This window comes from Streptomyces sp. HUAS MG56, from assembly GCF_058673395.1.
The window spans coordinates 9,667,574-9,688,856 of record NZ_CM178722.1; the positions used below are offsets into that span (position 1 = coordinate 9,667,574).

At 73.5% G+C, this 21,283-nt stretch carries 13 protein-coding genes; 2 read left to right on the forward strand and 11 right to left on the reverse strand.

The features are described from left to right. Positions 1-10 precede the first annotated feature (10 nt). Positions 11-3,652, reverse strand: coding sequence for a non-ribosomal peptide synthetase (locus AC4OXY_RS44000; RefSeq protein WP_491992529.1), 3,642 nt, complete (start codon positions 3,650-3,652; stop codon positions 11-13). 216 nt (positions 3,653-3,868) lie between these two features. After that, entirely contained in the window at positions 3,869-4,963 is a 1,095-nt protein-coding gene (rsgA, locus tag AC4OXY_RS44005; RefSeq protein WP_376291783.1) for a ribosome small subunit-dependent GTPase A, read from the reverse strand. 435 nt (positions 4,964-5,398) lie between these two features. On the opposite strand from rsgA, the gene AC4OXY_RS44010 reads away from it, so the two are divergent. Further along, positions 5,399-7,822: a non-ribosomal peptide synthetase gene (locus AC4OXY_RS44010; RefSeq protein ID WP_491992530.1), complete on the forward strand. Its 2,424-nt coding sequence runs from the start codon at positions 5,399-5,401 to the stop codon at positions 7,820-7,822. Positions 7,823-7,904: 82 nt separating this feature from the next. Here the strand turns inward: AC4OXY_RS44010 and gntD are convergent, their stop codons facing one another. Both gntD and AC4OXY_RS44020 read right to left on the reverse strand, forming a co-directional pair. After that, positions 7,905-8,939, reverse strand: coding sequence for a guanitoxin biosynthesis L-enduracididine beta-hydroxylase GntD (gntD, locus tag AC4OXY_RS44015; protein ID WP_491992531.1), 1,035 nt, complete (start codon positions 8,937-8,939; stop codon positions 7,905-7,907). Between the two features lie 49 nt (positions 8,940-8,988). Beyond that, on the reverse strand, positions 8,989-10,557 hold the full coding sequence (locus tag AC4OXY_RS44020) for a condensation domain-containing protein (protein WP_491992532.1): 1,569 nt from the start codon (positions 10,555-10,557) through the stop codon (positions 8,989-8,991). Between the two features lie 129 nt (positions 10,558-10,686). Between AC4OXY_RS44020 and AC4OXY_RS44025 the strand changes: the two genes are divergently transcribed. Next, positions 10,687-11,523, forward strand: coding sequence for a putative nonproteinogenic amino acid hydroxylase (locus AC4OXY_RS44025; RefSeq protein WP_491992533.1), 837 nt, complete (start codon positions 10,687-10,689; stop codon positions 11,521-11,523). Here the strand turns inward: AC4OXY_RS44025 and AC4OXY_RS44030 are convergent. From AC4OXY_RS44030 to AC4OXY_RS44060, 7 genes are all read right to left on the reverse strand, one after another. After that, entirely contained in the window at positions 11,499-13,130 is a 1,632-nt protein-coding gene (locus AC4OXY_RS44030; RefSeq protein WP_491992534.1) for an amino acid adenylation domain-containing protein, read from the reverse strand. The genes AC4OXY_RS44025 and AC4OXY_RS44030 overlap by 25 nt on opposite strands. Positions 13,131-13,135: 5 nt before the next feature. Then, positions 13,136-14,251, reverse strand: coding sequence for an ornithine cyclodeaminase family protein (locus AC4OXY_RS44035; protein WP_356035789.1), 1,116 nt, complete (start codon positions 14,249-14,251; stop codon positions 13,136-13,138). A 62-nt stretch (positions 14,252-14,313) separates the two neighbouring features. Continuing rightward, complete coding sequence (locus tag AC4OXY_RS44040) at positions 14,314-16,068, reverse strand: ABC transporter ATP-binding protein (RefSeq protein WP_491992535.1); 1,755 nt, start codon at positions 16,066-16,068, stop codon at positions 14,314-14,316. Positions 16,069-16,117: 49 nt separating this feature from the next. Then, positions 16,118-17,812: an ABC transporter ATP-binding protein gene (locus tag AC4OXY_RS44045; protein ID WP_491992536.1), complete on the reverse strand. Its 1,695-nt coding sequence runs from the start codon at positions 17,810-17,812 to the stop codon at positions 16,118-16,120. Positions 17,813-17,897: 85 nt separating this feature from the next. After that, complete coding sequence (locus tag AC4OXY_RS44050) at positions 17,898-18,692, reverse strand: thioesterase II family protein (RefSeq protein WP_402065597.1); 795 nt, start codon at positions 18,690-18,692, stop codon at positions 17,898-17,900. After that, entirely contained in the window at positions 18,689-19,483 is a 795-nt protein-coding gene (locus AC4OXY_RS44055) for a thioesterase II family protein (RefSeq protein WP_356035799.1), read from the reverse strand. Before AC4OXY_RS44055 ends, AC4OXY_RS44050 begins: the two co-directional genes overlap by 4 nt. A gap of 19 nt (positions 19,484-19,502) precedes the next feature. Then, positions 19,503-21,116, reverse strand: coding sequence for an MBL fold metallo-hydrolase (locus AC4OXY_RS44060; RefSeq protein WP_491992537.1), 1,614 nt, complete (start codon positions 21,114-21,116; stop codon positions 19,503-19,505). Positions 21,117-21,283 lie beyond the last annotated feature (167 nt).

The following is a 21,283-nucleotide window of genomic DNA, read 5'->3' on the forward strand; positions in this document are numbered from 1 at the left end:
CGCTGCGGAGTCAGAAGTCGTAACGCGTGGTGTCCCATACCTCCGCCTCCTCCCGGCCGCGGGGGCTCGCGCCCACCGGGGTGTGCGGTTCGTCCACCACGGCGGACACCAGACGCACGAGATCGTCGGCGAAGCCGGCCGCCTCGTCCGGCGTCACCAGGTTCCGGTCGTAGGTGAGATCCAGGTGCAGCACCTCGCCGCGGACGCTCGCGTACAGCCACAGGTCGCTGTCGGCGGGCAGCGTGTCCGCCAGCACGTCCTCGACCTGCCGGGCAGCACCGCCGACGGTCGCGTTCTCCCAGCTCACGCCCAGATCGAGCAGGACGCTCCGGCCCGGCTGCGCCGGAATGCCGAGGCGCTCCACGAGGACGTCGAAGGGCAGCCGCGCGTGCTCGTACGCCTCCACGACGCGCTCTCCCACATGCGCCAGCAGCGCGCCCAGCTCGTCCTCGGCGGCGAACTCCAGGCGCAGCGGCACCGCGTTGGCGAAGTAGCCGACCAGCGCGTCGGCCGCCGTGGTGTGCCGCAGACTCGCGGGGAAGCCCAGCAGCAGATCCGTCGCCCAGGTCGTGCGATGCAGCAGCGCGGTGAACGCGGTCACCACCACGGCGTACGGCGTTCCCGGGGCGCCGTGCAGCGAGTGGGCCGCCAGCGTACGACGGACCAGCCCCGCTGAGCCCCGGCGTCGCTCCCGGCGCGCGGGGTCGACCAACTCGGGGGCCGGCAGCACCCCTTCCAGTCGCTTCCGCCAGAACGCCTCCTGCTGCGCCGCCTCCTGAGAGGCGAGCCAGGCCCGTTCCTCGGCGGCCCAGTCGCGGTACTGGTAGTCCAGCGCGGGCAGTTCGGCACGGCCGTCCCGCTCGACCGCGTCGTACGCAGCGAACAGATCGTCCAGCAGGACCGTGACACTGGCACCGTCGTAGACCAGATGATGCGCGCTGACCGTCAGCAGGTCACCGCCGGCCGGGCCGGTGATCAGGCACACCTCGAACAGCGGTGCCCGGTCCAGGTCGAAGGTCACGGCCCGGGCGGCTCGCAGCGCCTGCCGGACCTCCGGACCGTCGGGATCGGCCCCCGGCAGCCGGGTCACACGCAGGGGTACGCCGTCGGGCAGCCGGTCGGCCACCGTCAGTTCGGCCGACGCCCCCGAGGCCTGCACCCGAGCCCGCAGCAACTCCTGGCGGGCGACGACGGCCTCCAGCGCGGTGCGCAGCGTGCCGGGGGAGAGGGTGCGGCCGGTGCGGACGAGGTCCGCGATGATGAAGCGGTCCGCGTGGGTGCGCCGTGAGGTCAGCCAGACCCTGCGCTGGGCCCGGGACAGCGGGAAGGCTTGCTCGTCCCCCTGGGGCGGAGCGGGGGCCGCCGCCGGAACCGGGGCGCCTTCGGGGAGCGCGGCGGCGAGCTGCCGTACCGTCGGGCGGGCGAAGACCGTGCTGACCGCCACACCGAGTTCCTTGGCGATGCGGGCCGCGATCAGGCTGTGGCCGCCCAGCGCGAACAGGTCGGCGTCCGGCTGTCGCACGCTGCGGCCGAGCACCGCCGACCACACCTCGGCGACCCGGAGTTCGGCTCCGGTCAGTGCGCCCCCGGCCACCTCCTCGGCCTGTGCTCCCGGGGCGGGCGGGGCCGGCAGCGCGGCGCGGTCCAGCTTGCCGATGGAGGTCACCGGGAGCGCCGGAAGCGGGACATAGGCGTCGGGCACCAGGTGTGCGGGCAGCCGCTCGGTGAGATGGGCCCGCAGCCGGGCGGGCTCGCACGCGCCGACGACATAGGCGACGAGCCGCAGCGCGCCGTCCGCGCCGCCCGGTACCGCCACCACCGCCGCGTTCCGCACCCCGGGAGCCTTGGCCAGCACCTCGGTGACCTCGCCGGGCTCCACCCGGTGGCCCCGGATCTGCACCTGGTCGTCGATCCGGCCCAGGCACACCAGGCTGCCGTCGGGCAACCATCGCCCCAGATCGCCCGTGCGGTACATGCGTGCCCCGCCGCGCACCGGGTTCGCCGTGAAGCGTTCCTCGGTGCGCCGTCGGTCGCCGAGGTAGCCGCGGGCGAGTCCGACGCCGCCGACACAGATCTCCCCGGGAGCGCCGAACGGCACCAGCACGCCGTGCTCGTCGAGGAGGTCCACCGTCTTGTTCGGGAACAGCCGGCCCACCGGTGGCTCCTCGACACCCGGTTCGATCTTGACGAGCGTGGTGGCGACGCTGTCCTCGGACGGGCCGTACTCGTTGAACAGCTCGGCGTGCGGCAGGAGTTGGTGATGGCGGGCGGCGAGGGCCGCGGTGAGCCGCTCGCCGCCGAGGACGACCTGGCGCAGTGAGGGCAGCCGGTCCCCGGCGTAGTCCAGGATCAGCTGGTAGAGGCTGGGGACGGTCTGCACATGGGTCACGTCCTCCCGCCGGATCACGGCCGCGACCTCGTCGGGATCGATCAGCTGCTCCCGCTCCAGCACCACCAGCTGCGCCCCGGCTCCGAGGGCGGAGAGCACGTCGGAGATGCCCGCGTCGGCGTGCACCGGGTCGACCTGGAGGAGCCGGGAGTCCGGGCCGAGAGCGTAGTGACCGATGCGGTGGAGAACCGTGTTGAGGATGCCCAGGTGCTCGACCATGACCCCCTTCGGGGAGCCGGTGGAGCCCGAGGTGTACACGACGTACGCCAGATCCACCGGGCCCGCCGGCCGCAGCCGCACCGGGGCCGGGTCGACGGGGACGTCCCGGCCGAGGGGCACGACCGGCCGGTCCGTGCCGGACAGCAGCTCGGCCCGGGCGGCGTCGGTCAGGACGGCCACCGCCGCGCTGTCGGCCAGCAGCGCACGCAGCCTGCGGGCCGGCTGCTCCGGGTCCAGCGGCAGGAACGCCGAGCCGGTCTTGAGGACGGCCAGGAGGGAGACCAGCATCCACTCCGTGCGGGCGCACACCAGGGCGACGATCCGTTCGGGCCCGGTCGGCGCCGTCGCGGCCAGCCGCGCGGCCAACCGGTCGGCCATGCCGTCGAGTTCGGCGTACGTGTAGGCACGGTCGCCGCAGACAGCGGCGCCGGCGTCGGGGCGCAGGCGCACCTGCTCGGCGAACAGGTCGAGCACCGTGCGGTGGTGCGGCAGCGCCTGTTGTGGTCCGGTGCCGAGCGTGAGCAGACCGGCGTGCTGGCGGGGCGGCAGGACCGGCAGGCGGCCCACCGGGGTGTCCGGCGCGGCGCAGGCCTCCCGCGCCAGGAGGGCGAGTTGGGCCGCCGTGCGTCGGGCACCGCTCGCGTCGCAGGCGTCGCTCCGCACGGTCAGCGGAACGGCGGCCGGGTCCGGGCTCTCGGCGGCGACGACGGTGTGCCCCGGCGCCACCAGCGTGACACCGGCGTGGCTCCGGAGGCTCGACGCACCGACACCTGCCGCCTCCATGGCACGCTGCTCCGCGCGAAGACAGGCCCGAAAGCCGGTGTCCGGGTCGAACGGCGGGCTCAATACCGCGCCCGCGCCGGGCAGTTCGACCCGGATGGGGGTGACCGTGCTCCGGGTCAGCCGGTGCAGCAGGATCCGGAGCAGCGCCGCTGCTGCCGTCGGCGTCCCGGCACCCGCCGCCGCGCACAGCGCGCGCAGCGCCGCACCGGTCTCGTCGTCCAGCGCGACGGCCACCCGCGCTCGGCCTTCCGCAACGCTCACCACGATCTCCTCTGCCACGGGGCGCCTCGGCCGAGGCGCCGGACGGGGTATGCCGAGCTGGTGGGGGAGGGACGCTTCAGGGATACGCCGCCGGGTCCCGGAGCGGACCGGTGAGCGCCGGTCCGACGGCGCGGCGACGGAGCGGCCGGCCCGGTGCCGGGGGCCCGGACCGCGCCCGCCCCGGCCGTAGGGCGCACCCGGTGCGGTGGGGTGACCTCAGCGGTGTGGACGGCGGTTCAGCGCGCGCTGACGGGCACGGACGCGCTTGTGCTCATCGGCGCGGGCCCGGCTGTCCTGCTGCAACTCCAGTCGCTGCTGCTCGCGTTGGAGCTTCTCCCAGTTGGCGACGCGATCCCCGGAGAGATCGCCCGCGTCGACGGCCGCGTTGACCGCGCACCCCGGCTCGCCCTGATGCCGGCAGTCGCCGAAACGGCACTCGCCGGCGAGCTGTTCCACATCGCCGAAGGCCTGCTGGAGGCCCTCCTCGATGTCCCAGGCGCCCAGCGCGCGCATCCCGGGAGTGTCGATGAGCAGGGCGCCGTCCGGCATCGGGACCAGCTCCCGATGCGTCGTGGTGTGCCGGCCCTTGCCGTCGCTGCGGATCTCCCGGGTGGCCTGCCGGTCCTGCCCGTACAGATGGTTGACCAGTGTGGACTTGCCGACGCCGGAGGCGCCGACCAGGGAGACCGTACGCCCCGGCTGCAGATGGTCGTACAGCGCCTCGACGCCCTCTTCGCGGCGGACGCTCAGCGGGACGACCGGCACCCCGAAGGCCACGGACTCGACCTCCTGCACGGCCTCGGCGACGTCCGGGCACAGGTCGGCCTTGGTCAGGACGATGACCGGCTGGGCGCCGCTCTGCCAGGCCACCGCGAGATAGCGCTCGATGGTGCGCAGCCGCTGCCGGCCCGTCAGGGGGACGACGATGAAGACGACGTCGATGTTCGAGGCGACCACCTGCTCCACGGTCTCCCGCCCGGCGGCCCGCCGGGTGAACGCGGAGCGGCGCGGCAACAGGCCCACCAGCCCGGCGAGTTCGTCCCCCGTCTCGGGCGGGACGACGGCCGCCCAGTCGCCGACGGCCGGCTGGCCCTCGGCGCTCTGGCGGAGCGCGGGCGGCAGGGAGACGCGGGCGCGCTGCTCCCCGGCGCCGTCGAGGACCGTACACACCCCGCGGTCCACCCGGACCACACGGGCGGGGCGGGCCAGGTCGCGCCACCTGGGGTCGAGGTCTTCGAGGGCGGTCGTCCAGCTCTCGGCGAAGCCCTCGTCCCAACCGAGTGGAGTCAGTTCCTCCGGTTCGGGCGTCATGGATGTGCGGTCCTTTCGTCATTCACGATCGTGACCTTCCCCGTCGAGAGTGCCATAGTGGCGAGGCGTCGGCCAAGTGTTTTACGGTGAGATTTTGAGGCTGCTGTGCCGTAGGGAAGCGGGGGGCTGTATAGCGATCTCCTCCGCTGCTATCCTGCAATCGGTGACACTAATGGGACTTTCGCCCATGTGGCATCATCGCCACAGGTCAGAGTGGTGATGCGGGAAAATAGGCAGCCTGCTGTCAGACTCTCGGGCAGTGAATTAAATGACCTGGACGACACGCGTCCATGGAATCCAGAAGTGCTCCGTACAGCTTTGCTGAACGTGATTTCACGGTGGCGGAATCCAGTGTTTTGGAACGCTTCTCGAAGGGAAGTGAATCCTGGATTTCCGGCAGGACATTCCTTGCTCCGACCCCCTTGAGGACCCGTCATGAGCTCTGAAAACGTACGCCGGAACACCACGGCCGCGACGCCGACCCCGCTGCGGGCCAGACTGGCCGAGTCCGGGGCGCGGGGACGCGCCGAACTCTCCGAGGAACTGACCCCGGCAGCACGGCAGGGCCTGCAACGCGTGGCCGGAGAACGCCCGTTGGAGGAACTCGTCGTCCTGACCGCCGCAGCGGCGCTGGTCCTGCGCGCGGCCGAGGACGTGGCCGAACCGGTGCTCGCCGTCGCCGGACCCCGTGGCGCCCTTCTCTGCCCGGTCGGGACCGCGACGGACGCGACCCTGCGGGAGCTGATCCTCGACGTCGACCGAGCGCTGCGGCAGGCGCCGGGCGTGGCCGACACCGACCCCGCGCTGCCCTTCGCCCTCCTGGTCCGCTCCGACCGCCTGCCCGGCCCGTCGCCCCGCGACACCGCCCTCGTGGTCGGCCTGCGTCACGGAGCCGACGGCACCCGCACCCTGCACGCCTCCTGCGACACCGGACGGCTGGACCCCTGGTGGGCCGCCGTCGTGCTGCGCTGCCTGGTCACCGTGCTCGGCGCCTGCACCGAACCGGACACCACCTGCGCGGACATCGACCTGGCCGCGCCCGAGGACCACGCAGAGGTGGCCCGCTGGGAACGCGCCGGCTACGCCCCGCGGCTGCCGCCGGGCACCCTGCTGGAGCCCGTCCTCGACCGGGTCCGCGCGACCCCGGACGCGATCGCCGTCGTGGACGGCGAACGACGGCTCACCTACGCCGAGTTGGGCGCCCGCGCAGACGCCGTCGCCCGCGGCCTCGGCGCGGCCGGGGTGAAGCCCGGCGACCGGGTGGCCACCGCCGTGGCCAAGAGCGCCGAGGCCGTGGCCGTGATCCTCGGCATCCTGCGCGCCGCGGCCGCCTACGTACCCCTGGATCCCGCCCTGCCGCCCGAGCGACTGCGTTTCGTCCTCGCCGACGCCGGCTGCGCCGCCCTGGTCACCGACGGTACCGGACCGCGCGCCGGCCACCCGGTTCCCGTCCTGGCGGCGGACGCGCTCACCGCGCCGCCCGAGCCCGCGGCGGACCCCGACGACCTGCCCGCGCCGCCCGGCCCGCAGGATCTCGCCTACGTCATCTACACCTCCGGCTCCACCGGAACACCCAAGGGCGTCGCGATCCGGCACTCCGCCGTCGCGGGATACCTGGCCTGGAAACGGCGCTACCACGAACTGGACGGCGGCACCCGGCTCGTGCAGGTGCCCTCGCTCTCCTTCGACAGCTCCGTCTCCGACCTGTTCTCCGTCCTCGGCGCGGGCGGCACGCTGCTGCTCCTGCCGGAGGCCGACCGGCTGGTGCCGCAGCGCGTCGCGGCCCTGGCGCAGCGGCACCGCGCCACACACATCACCCTGGTGCCCTCCCTGTACCGGGCCCTGCTCGACGCGCTCGCCGCACCCGGATGTCTGCGCCTGGTCACCGTGGCCGGTGAGGCCTGCCCGGCCGAACTGATCGCCCGTCACTTCCGCCTGTCGCCCGGCGTACGGCTGGTCAACGAGTACGGGCCGACGGAGAACTCGGTCGGCTCCACCGCCTACGACTGCACCGAACGCCCCCGGCACGGCTTCCCCGTGGGCAGGCCCCTCGACACGACCGTCCTCGAAGTCCTCGACCAACGCGGCCGTGCGCTGCCGCCGGGCTTCCCGGGCGAGATCCACCTGTCCGGGACCGCGCTGGCCGACGGCTACGTCAACGACCCCGCCCTGACCGCGCGCCTGTTCACCGAGGCGCCGGGACAGCCGGGCGGCAGGCGCTATCGCACCGGGGACCGTGGCTGGTGGACGCCCGCCGGTGTGGAGTTCCTGGGCCGGGCCGACAGCCAGGTCAAGATCCGCGGCCACCGGGTGGAACTCGGCGACGTCGAGGCCGGGCTCTGCTCGCTGCCGGGCGTCGCGTCCGCCGTCGCCGTCGCCGCCGGCGGGGCCGACGGCTCGCCCGCCCTGGTCGGGTTCCTGTGCGGCGACGCCGACCCGGACGCCGTACGCGTCGGCGCGCGCCGGGTGCTGCCCGACCACATGGTGCCGGGCCGGCTCGTCCGGCTGGAGGCCCTGCCGCTCACCCGCAACGGCAAGGTGGACCGGGCCGCCCTCGCCGAGCGCGCGGCGGAGCTGCTGCGGGCCGCCGTACCGGAACAGCGCCATGATTCCTCCCTTCCGGGGGCCGAGGAGTCCGCCGACGGCCTCGCCGGCCAGGTCGCTCAGCTCTTCGCCGAGGTGCTGGGGGTGGGCTCGGTGGCTCCCGAGGACGACTTCTTCGACCTGGGCGGCCACAGCCTGGCCGCCGCGCTGCTCCTGGTCGAGCTGGAGAACCGGGCCGGACTGCGGGTGGAGCTGGACGACTTCTTCGCCGAGCCCACGGTGGCCGGGGTCTGCCGCGCGTCCGCCCGGTCGTGACCCCGGGCCGGGTGCACCGGGCACCCGGCCCGACAACCCGGGAGACCTGCCTCGGCGCGCAGCCGTCATGGCCGGATCCGCCTCAGCCGATCAGCCGGGTCCCCACGGACCGCCGCAGACTCCGTGACTTGCGCAGGTCGTGGGTGATGTTCACGCGCTTGAGCCAGCGGTCGGTGCCGTCGTAGCGCGCCGTGAAGGCCTCGCGGCCGTGCACCACCCGGTGGTTGTTGAGGAACACGAACGTGCCCGGCTCCAGCGCACACGGGCGTGCGGCGCGGGTGAGCAGCTCGTGGGCGGCGGCGAAGGCGCGTACCGCCTGCGGATCGTCCTCGGGCGGTGACATGTGGGTGGCGTCGAAGCACAGCAGCGGATCCGTCCGGGAGCCGAACAGCACGGGTACCAGGCCGAGTCCGGCGATCAGGCGCGTGATGCCGGCGAAGATCCGCCGGTCCTCCGGTGTGCTGACGGTGTTGTTGTGCGGCAGGTGGGAGTCGTCGGAGATGATCCGGAACCGGCTCTCGAATAGCACGTCCAGCACGTCCGCCGGCAGCGTGGTGAAGTCGGCATCCGCCACCGTCACGGGCACGCCGTCCGGATTGCGCAGCGAGGCCAGGACGATGTAGTCCGCGCGGTACGGATGAAAGGCGTCCTCCGTGTGCAGGGTCAGCGCGGTCCGGCTGCCGGTGCCGAGGAGCAGGGTCTCGTACTCCTTGACCGGGAACACGTCGTTGACCAGATGCCCGTCCTGCTGGGTGGCCCAGCCGAAGGGCTCGCCGAGCAGAGCGGCGTAGAGCAACAGCAGGATCTCCTCCGGCAGTTCGGGATGGACCCGCTTGCCGCGCCAGTGCGCCGGAGTGGGACCGATCCGCTCGTCGTCCACCAGATGACCGCTGATCGCGCAGTACCCGCCCGCCCGGTCCAGCTGGAAGGCACGCAGGAACCGGCGGACCCGCTCGGGCAGCCGGGAGGCCAGCAACGGCAGTTCCTCCAGCAGGCGTTCGCCGTCCGCCGCGGGGTGGTCCCGGGCGAGGTTCCCGGTCAGCCGGGCCGTCTCGGCGGCCTCGTCGGGCGTCAGCCGGAGTTCGGTCAGCGGGAGGGTGTCCGGGATCGTGGTCATGTGCGTCTCCTGTCGCGGGGAGGGGCAAGGGCGGGGGCGGGGGCGACGGTCACGTGTCGAAACGGAAGCCCTGGAAGGCGAGGGCCGGCGCGGGCTCCGAAGGCGGCTGCGGTGCCCCGGGTTCCCCGGCGATGCGGCCGAGTTCGGCGAGGGCGAGGGCGGCGATCTGCTCGGCCGTGTCACGGTCGTAGCGCGCGGTGTCGTACTGGAGGCACAGCCGTAGCCCCCGCGCGTGCTCGACGAACTGGAACGACAGCTCGAACATGCCCTGCCGGAGCAGGAAGGGGCCGCCGTGCAGTGCGATGCCGCCCGGTGCGGCGGGGCCGGTGTCGATGTGCGGGTACAGCGCCACCCACACGTCGAAGAACGGACCGCGCCCCTGTGCCCGGGGCGGGTCGAGGGTCGCCACCAGTTCGTCGAAGGCGACCTCGCTGTGGTCGAGCGCGTCCGCCGTGCGTGCCGCCACATGGCGCAGGAGTGCGGCCGGGTCGGCGCGGCCGGACAGATCCAGCCGCAGCGGGACCGTCGCGACGTGGAAGCCGACGGCGCCGTCCCGGCCGATCAGGGACCTGCGGTCCACCGGGGTGCCGAGGCAGACGTCGGTGCTGCCGGTCAGCTCGCCCAGCGCACTGGCCACGGCCGCCGCGAGCGGCGCGAAGGTGCCGGCATGCGCGGCCGCGGCCAGCGTGGGGAGCCGCTCCACCAGGCGCCCCTCGATGTCCAGGACGACGGTGTCCGTCACCGCGCCCGCCCGCCCCCGCCGATGCCGGTCCACGGGCAGCAGCAGCGGCACCGGCGCCGGAGTCAGCAGCTCACGCCAGTACGCCAGCGACTCCTCCCGCGAACGCGTGGCTCGCCCCGGTCCGGGAGCGGACCGGGGAGCCGGGACGGACAACCGGCCGTACACCGCGACGAGTTCGGCGGCCAAGGTCCGCAACGACCGCCCGTCGCACACCAGGTGATCCACCGTCAGCAGCAGCCTCCAGGCGCCCTCCGGGAGCAGGAAGAGCGTCGCGCGGAAGAGCGGGCCTTCCGCCAGGTCGAAGGGGACCTCGACACGTGAGTGGACCAGCGCCTCGAACGAGCCGTCGGCGAGGGGTTCGCCGCGCAGATCGACCACGTCCAGCGGGGCCGCCCGGTCGGTGACCACTGCCTCGGGGCTGCCCTGCCGCTCCACGAACACCGTGCGCAGCGCCGGATGGCGCTCGGGCAGCGTGGCGACGGCCGCGGCCAGTCGGTCGGTGTCCACCTCCCCCTCGCCGCGCAGCAGACACGGCACCGTGTACGCGCCCGTCCCTCCGTGCTCGCCCTGGCGCGCCAGCCACAGCCAGCGGACCGACTCCGGCACGGGGCCGGGGTGCGACGACGGCGCGGGACGGGCGCCGGCCGCGGTGGCGCGTGCCTCGGCGAGACGCGCGGCCAGCAGCTTCGGCGTGGCGCATTCGAGGATGTCGCGCACCCGCACCGGAACCCCCACCGCCTCCTCGACGGACACGGCGAGCGCCAGCGCGGACAGACTGTGCCCACCGGCCAGGTAGAAGTCCGTGTCCTCGGTCACGTACTCCAACTCCAGCGCCCGGGCGAACAGCCGGCACAGTTCCTGGATCGGATCGGTCATGGTTCCCCTCGATAGGTCGGCGGGTTTTCGGGGATTGACAGATTGCCTGTCTAGGTAGCGTTATGGTGGCGAACGGAAGTCAGTGGATTTCCACTGTCTCAACGCGCCCGGCAATGAAGGGAATTCTCCATGCTCAAGTCGCAGCGACTTGCGGTATTGCCCATCGATTCCCACGGCCTGGAATCCGAGCTGGCGCTCGTGGACCGGCACGACCCCGGCGGCGAGTACGACGCCTTCACCTTCGGCTCCTGGTCGGCTCATGTGCTGGCCAACGGCTCCGGTGCCGATTCCGACACCGCGTTCCGGCCCCACGGCGACCGCCTGAGCCTCACCGAGCTGGGCCGGCGACTGCCCGGCGTCATGTCTCTCGTCACCGAGCACTTCCCGCTGGACCGGCTCCAGTGGGTCCGGATCTTCAGCCTCGATGACGGAATTCTCGCCCCGCACGTCGACTTTCTCGAATTCGCCGAACCGGGCACCAGGCTGCAGGTTCCGCTGCGCACCAGTGAGGAATCCCTGCATTCCGAGGGGAATCTCGTCTACCACCTCCGTCTTGGTGAGGTCTGGAAAATTCACACCACACATCCTCATTCGGCTCGCAGCGCTTCCGGACCCGCCCGGCTCTCCCTCTGCCTCGACTTCGCGGACGCCGAGGAACCCGTCGAGATCCGCGGCGACCTCCCCGCGACGCAACCCGTCCGGCTGATCGATCTCCCCGAGGCGACCGAGGCCGACATCGAGGAACTCATCGGCTCCGGACCGGAGCTGACCCGGGACACCCTGCGCACCTCCTTCCGCCGGTTCGCCGCGCTCCACTTCGAGCGGCGCGCGCCGGTCACCGCCGCCTTCGACTGGTTCCTGGAGGCCGCCCGGCGCACCGGGGACGAAGTCATGGTCGACAAGGCACGGGCGTTCCGGACGTACTGCATCGAGAAGCGGGGCTACCGCGAGGCGTTCGACTGGTGAGGGACCACGGCCAGCTGTCTGGCTCCCGGGCCCGGCAGGGCCCGGCGGTCCAGCTTCCCGTTGGCCGAGTACGGCAGCTCGTCGGTCACCCACCAGCGCACCGGCACCATGTAGTCCGGCAGCACGGCGAGCAGGGAACGGCGCAGCTCCTGGGCCGGCGGCGGATCCCCGGTGAGCGCCGCGTGCAGCTCCGTTCCGCCGTCCGCCCGCGCCACCCCGAACACCGCCGCGTCCTTCACCCCGGGCAGGGCCGCGAGCCGGGTCTCGGGCTCCCGGGGCTCCACCGCGTTGCCCCGGACCTTGATCAGGTCGTCGATCCGCCCCAGCAGCTGGAGCGTGCCGTCGGCGGTGCGCCACACCCCCCGGTCGCGCGTGCGGTACAGCCGCGCCCCGGGGACGAAGGGGTCGGCCACGAACACCGTCCGGGTGAGCTCGGGGTCGGTGTAGCCGCGCGCCACACCGACCCCGCCGATGTACACCTCGCCCACCTCGCCGTCGGGCACCGGTGCCAACTCCTCGTCCAGGATGCGGATGTAGGTGTTCCACACCAGGGCCCCGACCGGTGGGCGCGGTTCCAGATTCCCCCTCGACGCGCTCACCGAGTGGCTGGTCACCATGTGGTTCTCGGCCGGCCCGTAGTGGTTGTGCAGGGTGATCTCGGGGCGCCGGGTGAGCAGCCCGGACAGCTCCGGTGTGACCCGTACGGTCTCGCCGGCGCTGATGACGTGCCGCAGGGCCGGGGCGTCTTCGAGCGTGACGGGCAGGGACATGAGGATGTCGATCAGGGACTGCGGAAAGTCCACGACCTCGACGGCCTCACCGATGATGTAGTCCATCAGGTCCCGCGGATCGCGCCGCACTTCGGGCCGCGGCACGTACAGGCAGCCGCCCGAGGCGAGCGTGTAGAAGATCTCCTGGACCGACACGTCGAAGGTGAGCGGCGCGCACTGGAGCACCCGGCGCTCCCGGCCGAGCCCGGAGCCCCCCGTCTGCCAGGCGGCCAGGTTGGCCAGGGTCCGGTGCGTCTGCACGATGCCCTTCGGCGCGCCCGTCGAGCCGGACGTGAAGATGACGTAGGACGCGTCCTCGGGGGCGATCCGCGGCCGGGGCGGCGGCGGATCGGCGTACTCCACGAGGAGCCGGGTGAGCGTCGTCGTCGGCGTGTCCGTGCCCGGGACGGCGGGGCCGCGCACGCCGTCGTCCAGCACCATCAGCCGAGCGCTGCTGGAGCGGAAGATCTGCTCGATGCGCTCGCGCGGATAGGTCATGTCCACCGGCAGGTAGGCCGCCCCGGCCCGCAGGGTCCCGAGCACCGCCGCCGTGAAGTCCACTCCGGCGCGCGCGGCGATCAGCACCGTGTCCCCGGGGCCGACGCCGAACTCCCCGAGGAGACGGTCGGTCACGGTGCTCGCGAGCCGGTCCAGCTCCGCGTACGACACGGGCCGGCGGCCCTGCTCGCGGACCGCGAAGGCGTCGGGGCGGGCCGCGGTCTCCCGGTCCACCAGGTCCAGGGCGGTCCGCGCGCCGATGTCCACGACCGGTCCCCGGTGATGTCCCGGCGGGGCGCAGCCGTCGGGGGGAGCCGGCGGGTCGGTGTGCTGTGACATGGGGGTCACACCTCCTCCGCGGGCCAGCACGCCCGCGTGACCGATTCGGGCAGGAACCCGTAGGGGTCCTGTGGGTCGTGGGCGGTCGCCTCGATCACGAGCCGTTCTCCGGCGCCCACGTCGAGGGCCAGTTCCTCCAGCAGTTCGACCATCACGAGGTCCTGGAGGGCCAGCCCGGTCGAGTCGTAGACGGTCCGAAGGCCACGCAGCTCTCGCTGCCTGCCGGGATCGTTCAGCAGTTCGGGCAGGCAGGGGCCGATCTCGTCCGGACGCAGCTGCTGGCACTCGCCCTCGGCCACGGCCTGCTCGCGGTGGTCGGGGACGACGACGGCGTGCCGCAGCAGGTCCACGGGCAGCTCCGTCTTGCCGGGCATGTCCGAGCCGACGGCGTTGATGTGCGCCCAGGGGCGCAGGGCGGTGCCCTGGATCACCGGCCCCTGCGCGGGGGCGACGGAGGTCGCCGTGCACAGGACGTCGGCGCGCTCCTCCACCTCCGCCCGCTCGGCGACCCGGACCAGCCCCTCGGGCACCCGGGCCCGCGCCGCGAAGGTGGTCTCCGCACGGATGTCGCTGTCACACACCAGCACCTCGGTCAGCGGTAACACCCGGGCGAGCGCGTGCAGTTGGGTCACCGCCTGGGCGCCGCAGCCGACGAGGCCGAGCACCGAGCCGCCGGGCCGGGCCAGCGTGCGCGTCGCCAGGGCGGAGGCCGCCCCGGTGCGGACGGCCGTGGCGAACGTGCCGTCCACGATCGCGCGCAGATGACCGGAGTCGACGTCGAAGGCGAGCAACGTCGAGAGAATAGTGGGCAGTTGGTTCTTGACCGGGTTGTGCGGGTGGTAGCCCACCAGCTTCATGGAGACCGTCGCCCCGTGCCGGACGGCCGGCATCCATTCCAGCAGACCCAGCCGGGGTGCGGTGAGCAGGAAGCCGTCGCGCGCCTTCATCTCGGCGGAAGCAGGAGGAGAAGGCGCCGGAGGAGCGGCGGGAGCGGGGCCGGCCGAGGTGAGCACCTCGGTCAGCCGCTCGATCGCCAGGTCGTACAACGGGCCGATGCCGATCTCGCCGACGATCGTCGCGACGGCCGCGGCATCGACTACCAGGGTGGGGTCCGGTTTCACGTCACTCTCCCGATGGTTCGTGTCCCGCTTCCGGAGGGTGGTGCGCCCCGGCCGGGCCGTGCTCAGCCGGCCGGGGCATCGGCGGCCGGACCGTGCCAGGAGTCCCACAGCGCGGCATAGGAGCCGCCTGCGGTGACCAGGTCGTCATGGCTGCCGCGCTCGGTGATCCGCCCGTCCTCCATGACGAGCACTGTGTCGGCGTCGTGCGCGGTGTGCAGCCGGTGGGCGATGGCGATGACGGTACGGCCGCGCAGCACGGCCGCCAGCGAACGCTCCAGGTGCCGGGCCGCCCGCGGGTCGAGCAGCGAGGTGGCCTCGTCGAGCACCAGGGTGTGCGGATCGGCGAGCACCAGCCGGGCGAGGGCCAGCTGCTGTGCCTGGCCGGGGGAGACCTCGTGGCCGCCGGAGCCCAGCTCGGTGGCGAGCCCGTCGGGCAGCTCGCGCACCCAGTCCCCGGCGTCGACCGCGTCCAGCGCGCCCCACACCCGCTCCTCCGCCGCCTCGGGGTCCGCCAGCGTCACGTTGTCGCGCACCGTCCCGAGGAACACATGGTGCTCCTGCGTGACCAGCGCGACATGTCGGCGCAGCTCCTCCAGGGGCAGCTCACCCACCGGTACGTCCCCGACGGTGACCGAGCCGTCGTGCGGGGCGTGGACACCGGCGAGGATCCGGCCGAGCGTCGACTTGCCCGCTCCGGACGGCCCGACGACGGCCACCCGCTCCCCGGCCCGCACCCGCAGGGTGACGTCGCGGACGACGTCGTGGCCCGCCCGGTAGGCGTAGCTGACCCCGTCCGCCGCCAGCCGGTGGTCCTCGGGACGCCGCCCGCCGCCCACGGCCTCCGGGACGGCCGCGCCGACGCCGACGAGCCGGGCCAGCGAGGCGTCACCGACCTGCAACTCGTCCAGCCAGCCCAGCAGTTCGTCCAGCGGGTCGATCACCGCGCGGGTGTACAGCGCCGCCGCCGTGACCTCCCCGAGGCTCACCCATCCGTGCACGTAGAACAGGCCGCCGAACAGCAGCGTCGAGGCCACCGGCAGGATGTAGCCGAAGTCCATCAGGGGGAACCACACGCTGCGCAGGAAGAGGGTGCCCCGCTCGGCCGCGTTGGAGCGCCGCACGTCCTCGTCGGTCCGGGACAGCCGCCGCTCGCCGAGGCCCAGCGCCTCGACCGTACGGGCACCCGTCACCGTCTCGGCGAGCCCCTGCGTCAGATCCGAGTAACTGGCCGCCTCCGCAAGGTAGGCGGAGCGCGCACGCCTGAGGTACCAGCGCGTCGACCCCCAGATCACGGGGACCGCCACCAGACACGGCAGCGCCATCAGCGGGCTGGTCACCAGCAGCGCCACGAACGTGAGCAGCACCGACAGGCTCGCCACGAGAATGGCCGGGGCGCCCATCCGTACGGCGTTGGACAGGGCGTCCACGTCCCGGGTGCTGCGCGTGAGCAGATCACCGGTGCCGGCCTTCTCCACGGCGGACAGCGGCAGCGCCAGCACCCGGCGTACGAAGCCCTCGCGGATGTCGGCCAGCACCTGCTCGCCGAGCCGGGCGCCCAGCAGCCGGGCGGTGCGGGTGAACACGCCCTGGACCAGCAGCAGTCCGGCGATCACCACGACGATGACGTCCACCCGGGTGGTGGAGATGCCCTTCTCCACGTCCTCGACCAGATGGCCGAGCAGCGCGGGCACGACCAGCCCGCACGCGGTGGCGAGCACGAACCAGAGGACGGTGCGGCCGAGGAGGCCGAAATGGCCTCTGACCAGGCTTCGGACCTGACGGCGCACCTCCGGCGCGTCGGCGACCGGGAGACTCACGGGGCACTCCTTCGCACAGCGGCGATCGATCGGGCGAGAACGCGGTCGGTCATGTCCCGTCCCGCAGGACGGTGGCGGCGTACTGGGGCGTCCGGGTGGCGAGTTCGCGATGCGTGCCGGTGGCGATCACCTTGCCGTCGACGACGAACGCGACCTCGTCGGCACGGTCCAGCAGCAGCGGGCTGGTGCTCATCACCACGGTGGTCCGCCCCTGCCTCGCCCGCTGCAGCCGCTCGGCGACGGCCGCCTCGGTGAGCGCGTCCACCGCGCTGGTCGGCTCGACCAGGACGAGCACCGGCGGATCCGCGACGAGCGCGCGGGCCAGCCGCAGCCGCTGCCGCTGACCGCCCGAGAAGGTGGCGCCCTGCTCGGCCACCACACTGTCCAGCCCGTCGGGCAGCGCTTCGACGATGTCCTGCGCGTTGGCGCTGTGCAGCGCGGCCCGCAGCTCCTCCTCGGTACGCCCGCAGGCGAGTTCGTCGCGCAGCACTCCGGAGAAGAGGGTGTCGCCGTCCTCGGCGACCAGGACGTGCCGGCGCACCTGTTCCACGGGCAGTGCGGACAGCGGCACTTCACCGAGGGACACCTCGCCCGCGCGGTACCGCCCGAGCCGCGCCGCAATGCCGGCGCTCTCCTCGGGGGACGCGGACACGACGGCGGTGAGCCGACCATGCCGCACCGTCAGACCGGTCTCGGCATCGACCAGGTCGGGCGCGTCCGGCAGTTCGGCCGGCCGGGTGCCGGTGGTGGCGTCGGGTGCCTCGGCGAGCACGCGTACGACACGCTGGGCGGCCACGTCGGCGGCGACGAGCACCTGCACGGCCGAGGTCGCGGTGCGCATCGGCAGCATCAGGAACGCCGCGTAGCCGTAGGCCGACACGAGGTCACCCGCGGAGATGTGCCCGCCGACGGCGAGCCGCGCGCCGACCCAGACCACGGCGACCACGAACACACCGGGCAGCAGCACCTCGGCGGCCGGGAGCACCGACTCCACCTTGGCGACCTCCACACCGGCGTGCCGCAGCCGCTGGGAGTCCTTGCGGTAGCGCTCCCCGAAGGCCTTCTCGCCGCCGATGCCGCGCAGCACCCGCAGCCCGGCCACGATGTCCGAGGCCCGGCCGGTGAGTTCGCCCTCCAGGTCGCGGTAGCGGCCGACCCGTTTGTGCAGCGGGCTGAGCAGCGGACCGGTGCCGGCGAGCAGGACCGGGACGCCGATGAGCACCAGCAGTCCCAGGGACAGGGAGGTGGACAGCAGGACGACGGCCACGACGACGACGGTGATCGCGCTGCCGGTGCCGCGGGCGACCGCGCCGGGCAGCGCCCCGAGCCGGGAGATGTCGGCCGTACCGATGGTCACGACGTCGCCCTCGGCCACGCGGTCGCGCAGCCGGACGCCCAGCCGGACCGCCTGCCGGGCGACGAGACGGATCGTCAGGTAGTTGGCCTTGAGGCGGCCGATGGTGTCGCACCGGTGCCGCAGCAGGCTGCCGGCGGTGGTCACGAGGGCGAGCCCGACGATGACGCCGGTCCACCCGACGAGTCCGCCGGTGTCCTTGCGGGCGATGGCGTCGATCGCCCGTCCGATGGCCAGCGGGGTGAGCCCCATGCTGGCCATCCACAGGGTGCCCCAGAACACGCCGAGGGACGCCGTGCCGGCCTGCCGGCGCAGCAGCCAGAGCAGATATTTCCTGGGCGACCGGAGATCGGGCTCTCCGACGTCTGACAGTGGGTTGTTCCTCGGCAACACGATTCCTTCTGACGAGTCTCGGCGAGCGCGGGGATCGGGGACGAGGGGACGGGACGGCCGCGTCGGCCGGCGGTTGCCAGGGTCAGTGCTCGGCGGTCTCCTTCACTGGCTCCGGCGCGGCCGTCAGGGCGTCCGCCCCGAGCCGGCGCAGGGCGTCCACCACCTCGGCCGGACGGCCGAGGTGGTACAGGTGTCCGCCGTCGAACCGGCGCAGCCCGCCCGGTACGGCGGACCAGGCGCGCCAGCGCCGGGCGTGCCCGTCGGTGACGCCGAGGTCCGCGCTGCCGCGCCAGGCGTGGACGGGACACGGCAGCCGCCGGTGCGCGGCCGGCGGCAGATAGCGATCGCACAGCGTGAGGTCGGCGCGCAGCGGGCGGCCGAGGAGGGAGACCAGCTTGTCGTTGGCCACGACGTGCTCGGGGACGGCACCGTCCGCGGCCAGCTCGGCCACCAGGTCGCGGTCGCTGCGACCGGCGGCCCCGGTCGGCTCCCCCTGGTCGTCCGGCGCCCGGCACGCGGACGCGACGACGGCGAGCGGCCACTGCCCGGACCGGCTGCCGAGGGCACGGGCCACCTCGTACCCGAGCAGGGCGCCCATGCTGTGCCCGAACACCACGTAAGGGCGGTCCAGCCGCGCGGCCAGTGCGGGAACGAGCGCCTCGACGACGTCCTCGGCGCGCGTCGCCGGCTCCTCGCGCCACCGGTTCTCCCGCCCGGGCAGCTGTACGGCGACCACGCCGATCCCGGGGCCGGCGAACTCCTGCCAGGCACGGAACTGGACGGCACCGGAGCCCGCGTGCGGCAGACACACCAGCAGCAGCGGCGCCGACGCGGGCGCCTGCCACTCCACCAGCCAGCGCTGCGGACCTGCGCTCACCGGACCGCCTCCGCCGTGTCCAGTGCCTCGGCGAGATCGCCGGCCAGGTCGTGGGCGAGGGCGGGCAGTTGCTCGACGGTGCAGAAGTGGCCGCCGGGGTAGCACCGTACGGTCGCCGTCTCGGTCGTCTCCCGGGCCCAGGCCTCAAGGCCCGGCAGCGTGACCCGGTCGTCCCGCTCGCCCGCGAACGCCGAGACCGGGCACGGCAGCCGGGGCCCCGGCCGGTACGTGTGGTCCTCCAGCCACCGGAGATCGGCCCGCAGCGCGGGCAGCAGCAGCTCCAGCAGCTGCGGGTGGGCCAGGGCCTGGGCGGGCGACCCGCCCAACCCCGCGATCCAGTCGACGAGTTCGGGCTCGGGCAGCCGGGACAGCGCCGGACGGATCCGCTCCGTCGCGGGGTGGTCCAGCCCCGAGACGGCCAGCAGCGCGGGAGCGCGCAGCCCGTCGTCGGCGTACAGCAGGCGCGCGACCTCGAAGCCGAGCAGGGCGCCCATGCTGTGCCCGAACACGGCGTACGGCCGTGCGTGCCGGACGGCATCGGCGCGGACGGCCGCCGCCACCCGGGCCGGATCGACGCACGGGGACTCGGCGACGCGGTGCTCACGCCCGGGGAGCTGTACGGCCACCACCTCCATCCAGTCGGGCAGGGCATCCGGCCAGTCCCGGTAGGCCGAGGCGGCGCCGCCGGCGTGCGGGAAGCAGTACAGGACCGTGTGCGCCGCGGGCCGGGGCCACGGGCGCACCAGTTCGCGCCCGCTCAGCGGGCGTCCGGCGGCGGTGGAGTCGCTCATCGACGGGAGCCCGGCCCGCTCAGGACCGGCGCCCGGCGGCCGGCCAGACCCGTTCGGCCTGACGGTACAGCAGCTCCGAGCCCACCGAGCGTCGCTCGCACAACTCCGCCAGCACCCGGCTCTGCCGCACCGGTTCGGACGCGGCGTCGTACTCGGAGCCGGTGAGGTGTTTGAGCCATGGTTCGAGGCCCATGGCGTACGCGTAGACGTGCCGCGCGCCCACCTGCCGGGCCAGCCGGTCGGCCAGGGCCGCGTCCGAACCCTTCAGGCGGCGCGCCTTGTTGTGCTCGCGGGACAGCTTGACCTCCATCAGCGGGCCGTAGAGCCAGCCCAACGGCGCGCCGACGCACTCCAGTCCGACGAAGAGCGCGTCCACCTCGCCGGCGATGTCCCGCACCCGGTCGTAGAGGGCAGGTTCGACCGGGGTGATGTCGGTGGCGAACATGAAGGACCGGCCGAGCGCGCGGACCAGCGGGACCATCTTGGTGCGGATGTCGAGGTCGGCGTGTTCCCCGAGGAAGGGCAGCGCGACGACGTCGAGTCCCTCGGCCGCCGGGTGGGTCTCCAGCTCGCCCAGCTCCACCACCCGGGGAAAGCCCAGAGCCTGGAGCATCACCTTCAGGCTGGGGTCCTGGAGCGTGCCGCCGGAGGCGCGGGGCACCACGATCGTGCCGATGCGGGTGCGCAGTTGGAGCAGGGTCTCCAGCGAGAAGTGGTCCGAGTGGAAGTGGCTGATCACGACGGCGTCGATGTGGTGCGGCAGGTCGGCCACGGTGAAGTGCTCGTGCCCGTCGTCGCGGTAGCCGATGAGCGGGTCCAGCAGGACGGAACCCGTCGAGGTCTCGATCAGGACAGCGGCATGCCCGAAGTAGCGCATACGGACCCGGCCTTCAGGAACCGCGGGGTACGGGTGCGGGGCCGGGTCGTGGAAGAGCTCCTCGAAGCGGGCCGCCGCGCCGGTGTCGAGGCCCAGCCGTTCGGCCAGTTCGCCGGTGTCCACCGGCTGGAGACGGGCGGCGAAGACGTCGTCCCACACGTCGGCGCGGAACGGCACGCCGATGTCGAGCCGACCGGTGCCGGGCAGCACGGGGCTGCCGTAGACGAAGGGCTGGCCGCGGGGCGGGACGGCGGTCAGCGAGAGGGTCTGGCCGTGCTCCTCGAACGCGGCGGAGCGGTACAGCAGCGGCTCGAAGAAGCGGAAGGAGGGGTGGTTGGCGAGGTCGTAGACCAACTCGACGCAGCCGCGCAGGGATTCGGGCACCTGGGGGTACAGCGCCTCCAGCGCGCCGCCCGTGGCCTGCTCCGCCAGCAGGGTACGCAGCCGGTCGATGTCGTCCGCGAGGGCGAGCCGTGCCGCCGCGTCGCGCTCGGTCGTCTCCAGCAGCGACTCCACCTCGGCGGTGTCCGCGTCGCCGGGGTCGAGGAACGGGCCGCCGTAACGGGCCGGATCGGCGAGGGCGCTCTGGTGCAGGGCAGGGGACAGCAGGTAGTTGCGGAGGATGGGCAGCAGCCGTTCGCGCAGGTTCAGCGCCCCGGTGTGGGGGGCCAGCAGATAGGGCCAGGCATACCAGCGGTGCAGCAGTGGCTGGGCTACGACGGACGCGCGTAGGTGACGTTTCTGGATGACGGGCACTCTGCGTTCCCTTGCGAGTCGAGGCCGGTGGTCAGACGGGGGTCGGCTCATGAGGCTGTGATCGAAATCCGGGTCGGGCCCGCGCCGGAGAGGGGATTCGGGCCTGACGAGAGAGGGCGGCGTGGCACAGGCGACGGTGGCACACAGCGGGGCCGGCCTGCTCACCC

Excerpts from the sequence above, each read along its gene's own strand:
- AC4OXY_RS44055 (WP_356035799.1), bottom strand. The coding sequence starts at position 19,483 with ATGAGCGACTCCACCGCCGCCGGACGCCCGCTGAGCGGGCGCGAACTG.
- AC4OXY_RS44010 (WP_491992530.1), top strand. The coding sequence starts at position 5,399 with ATGAGCTCTGAAAACGTACGCCGGAACACCACGGCCGCGACGCCGACC.
- gntD (WP_491992531.1), bottom strand. The coding sequence starts at position 8,939 with ATGACCACGATCCCGGACACCCTCCCGCTGACCGAACTCCGGCTGACG.
- AC4OXY_RS44025 (WP_491992533.1), top strand. The coding sequence starts at position 10,687 with ATGCTCAAGTCGCAGCGACTTGCGGTATTGCCCATCGATTCCCACGGC.
- AC4OXY_RS44030 (WP_491992534.1), bottom strand. The coding sequence starts at position 13,130 with ATGTCACAGCACACCGACCCGCCGGCTCCCCCCGACGGCTGCGCCCCG.
- AC4OXY_RS44020 (WP_491992532.1), bottom strand. The coding sequence starts at position 10,557 with ATGACCGATCCGATCCAGGAACTGTGCCGGCTGTTCGCCCGGGCGCTG.
- rsgA (WP_376291783.1), bottom strand. The coding sequence starts at position 4,963 with ATGACGCCCGAACCGGAGGAACTGACTCCACTCGGTTGGGACGAGGGC.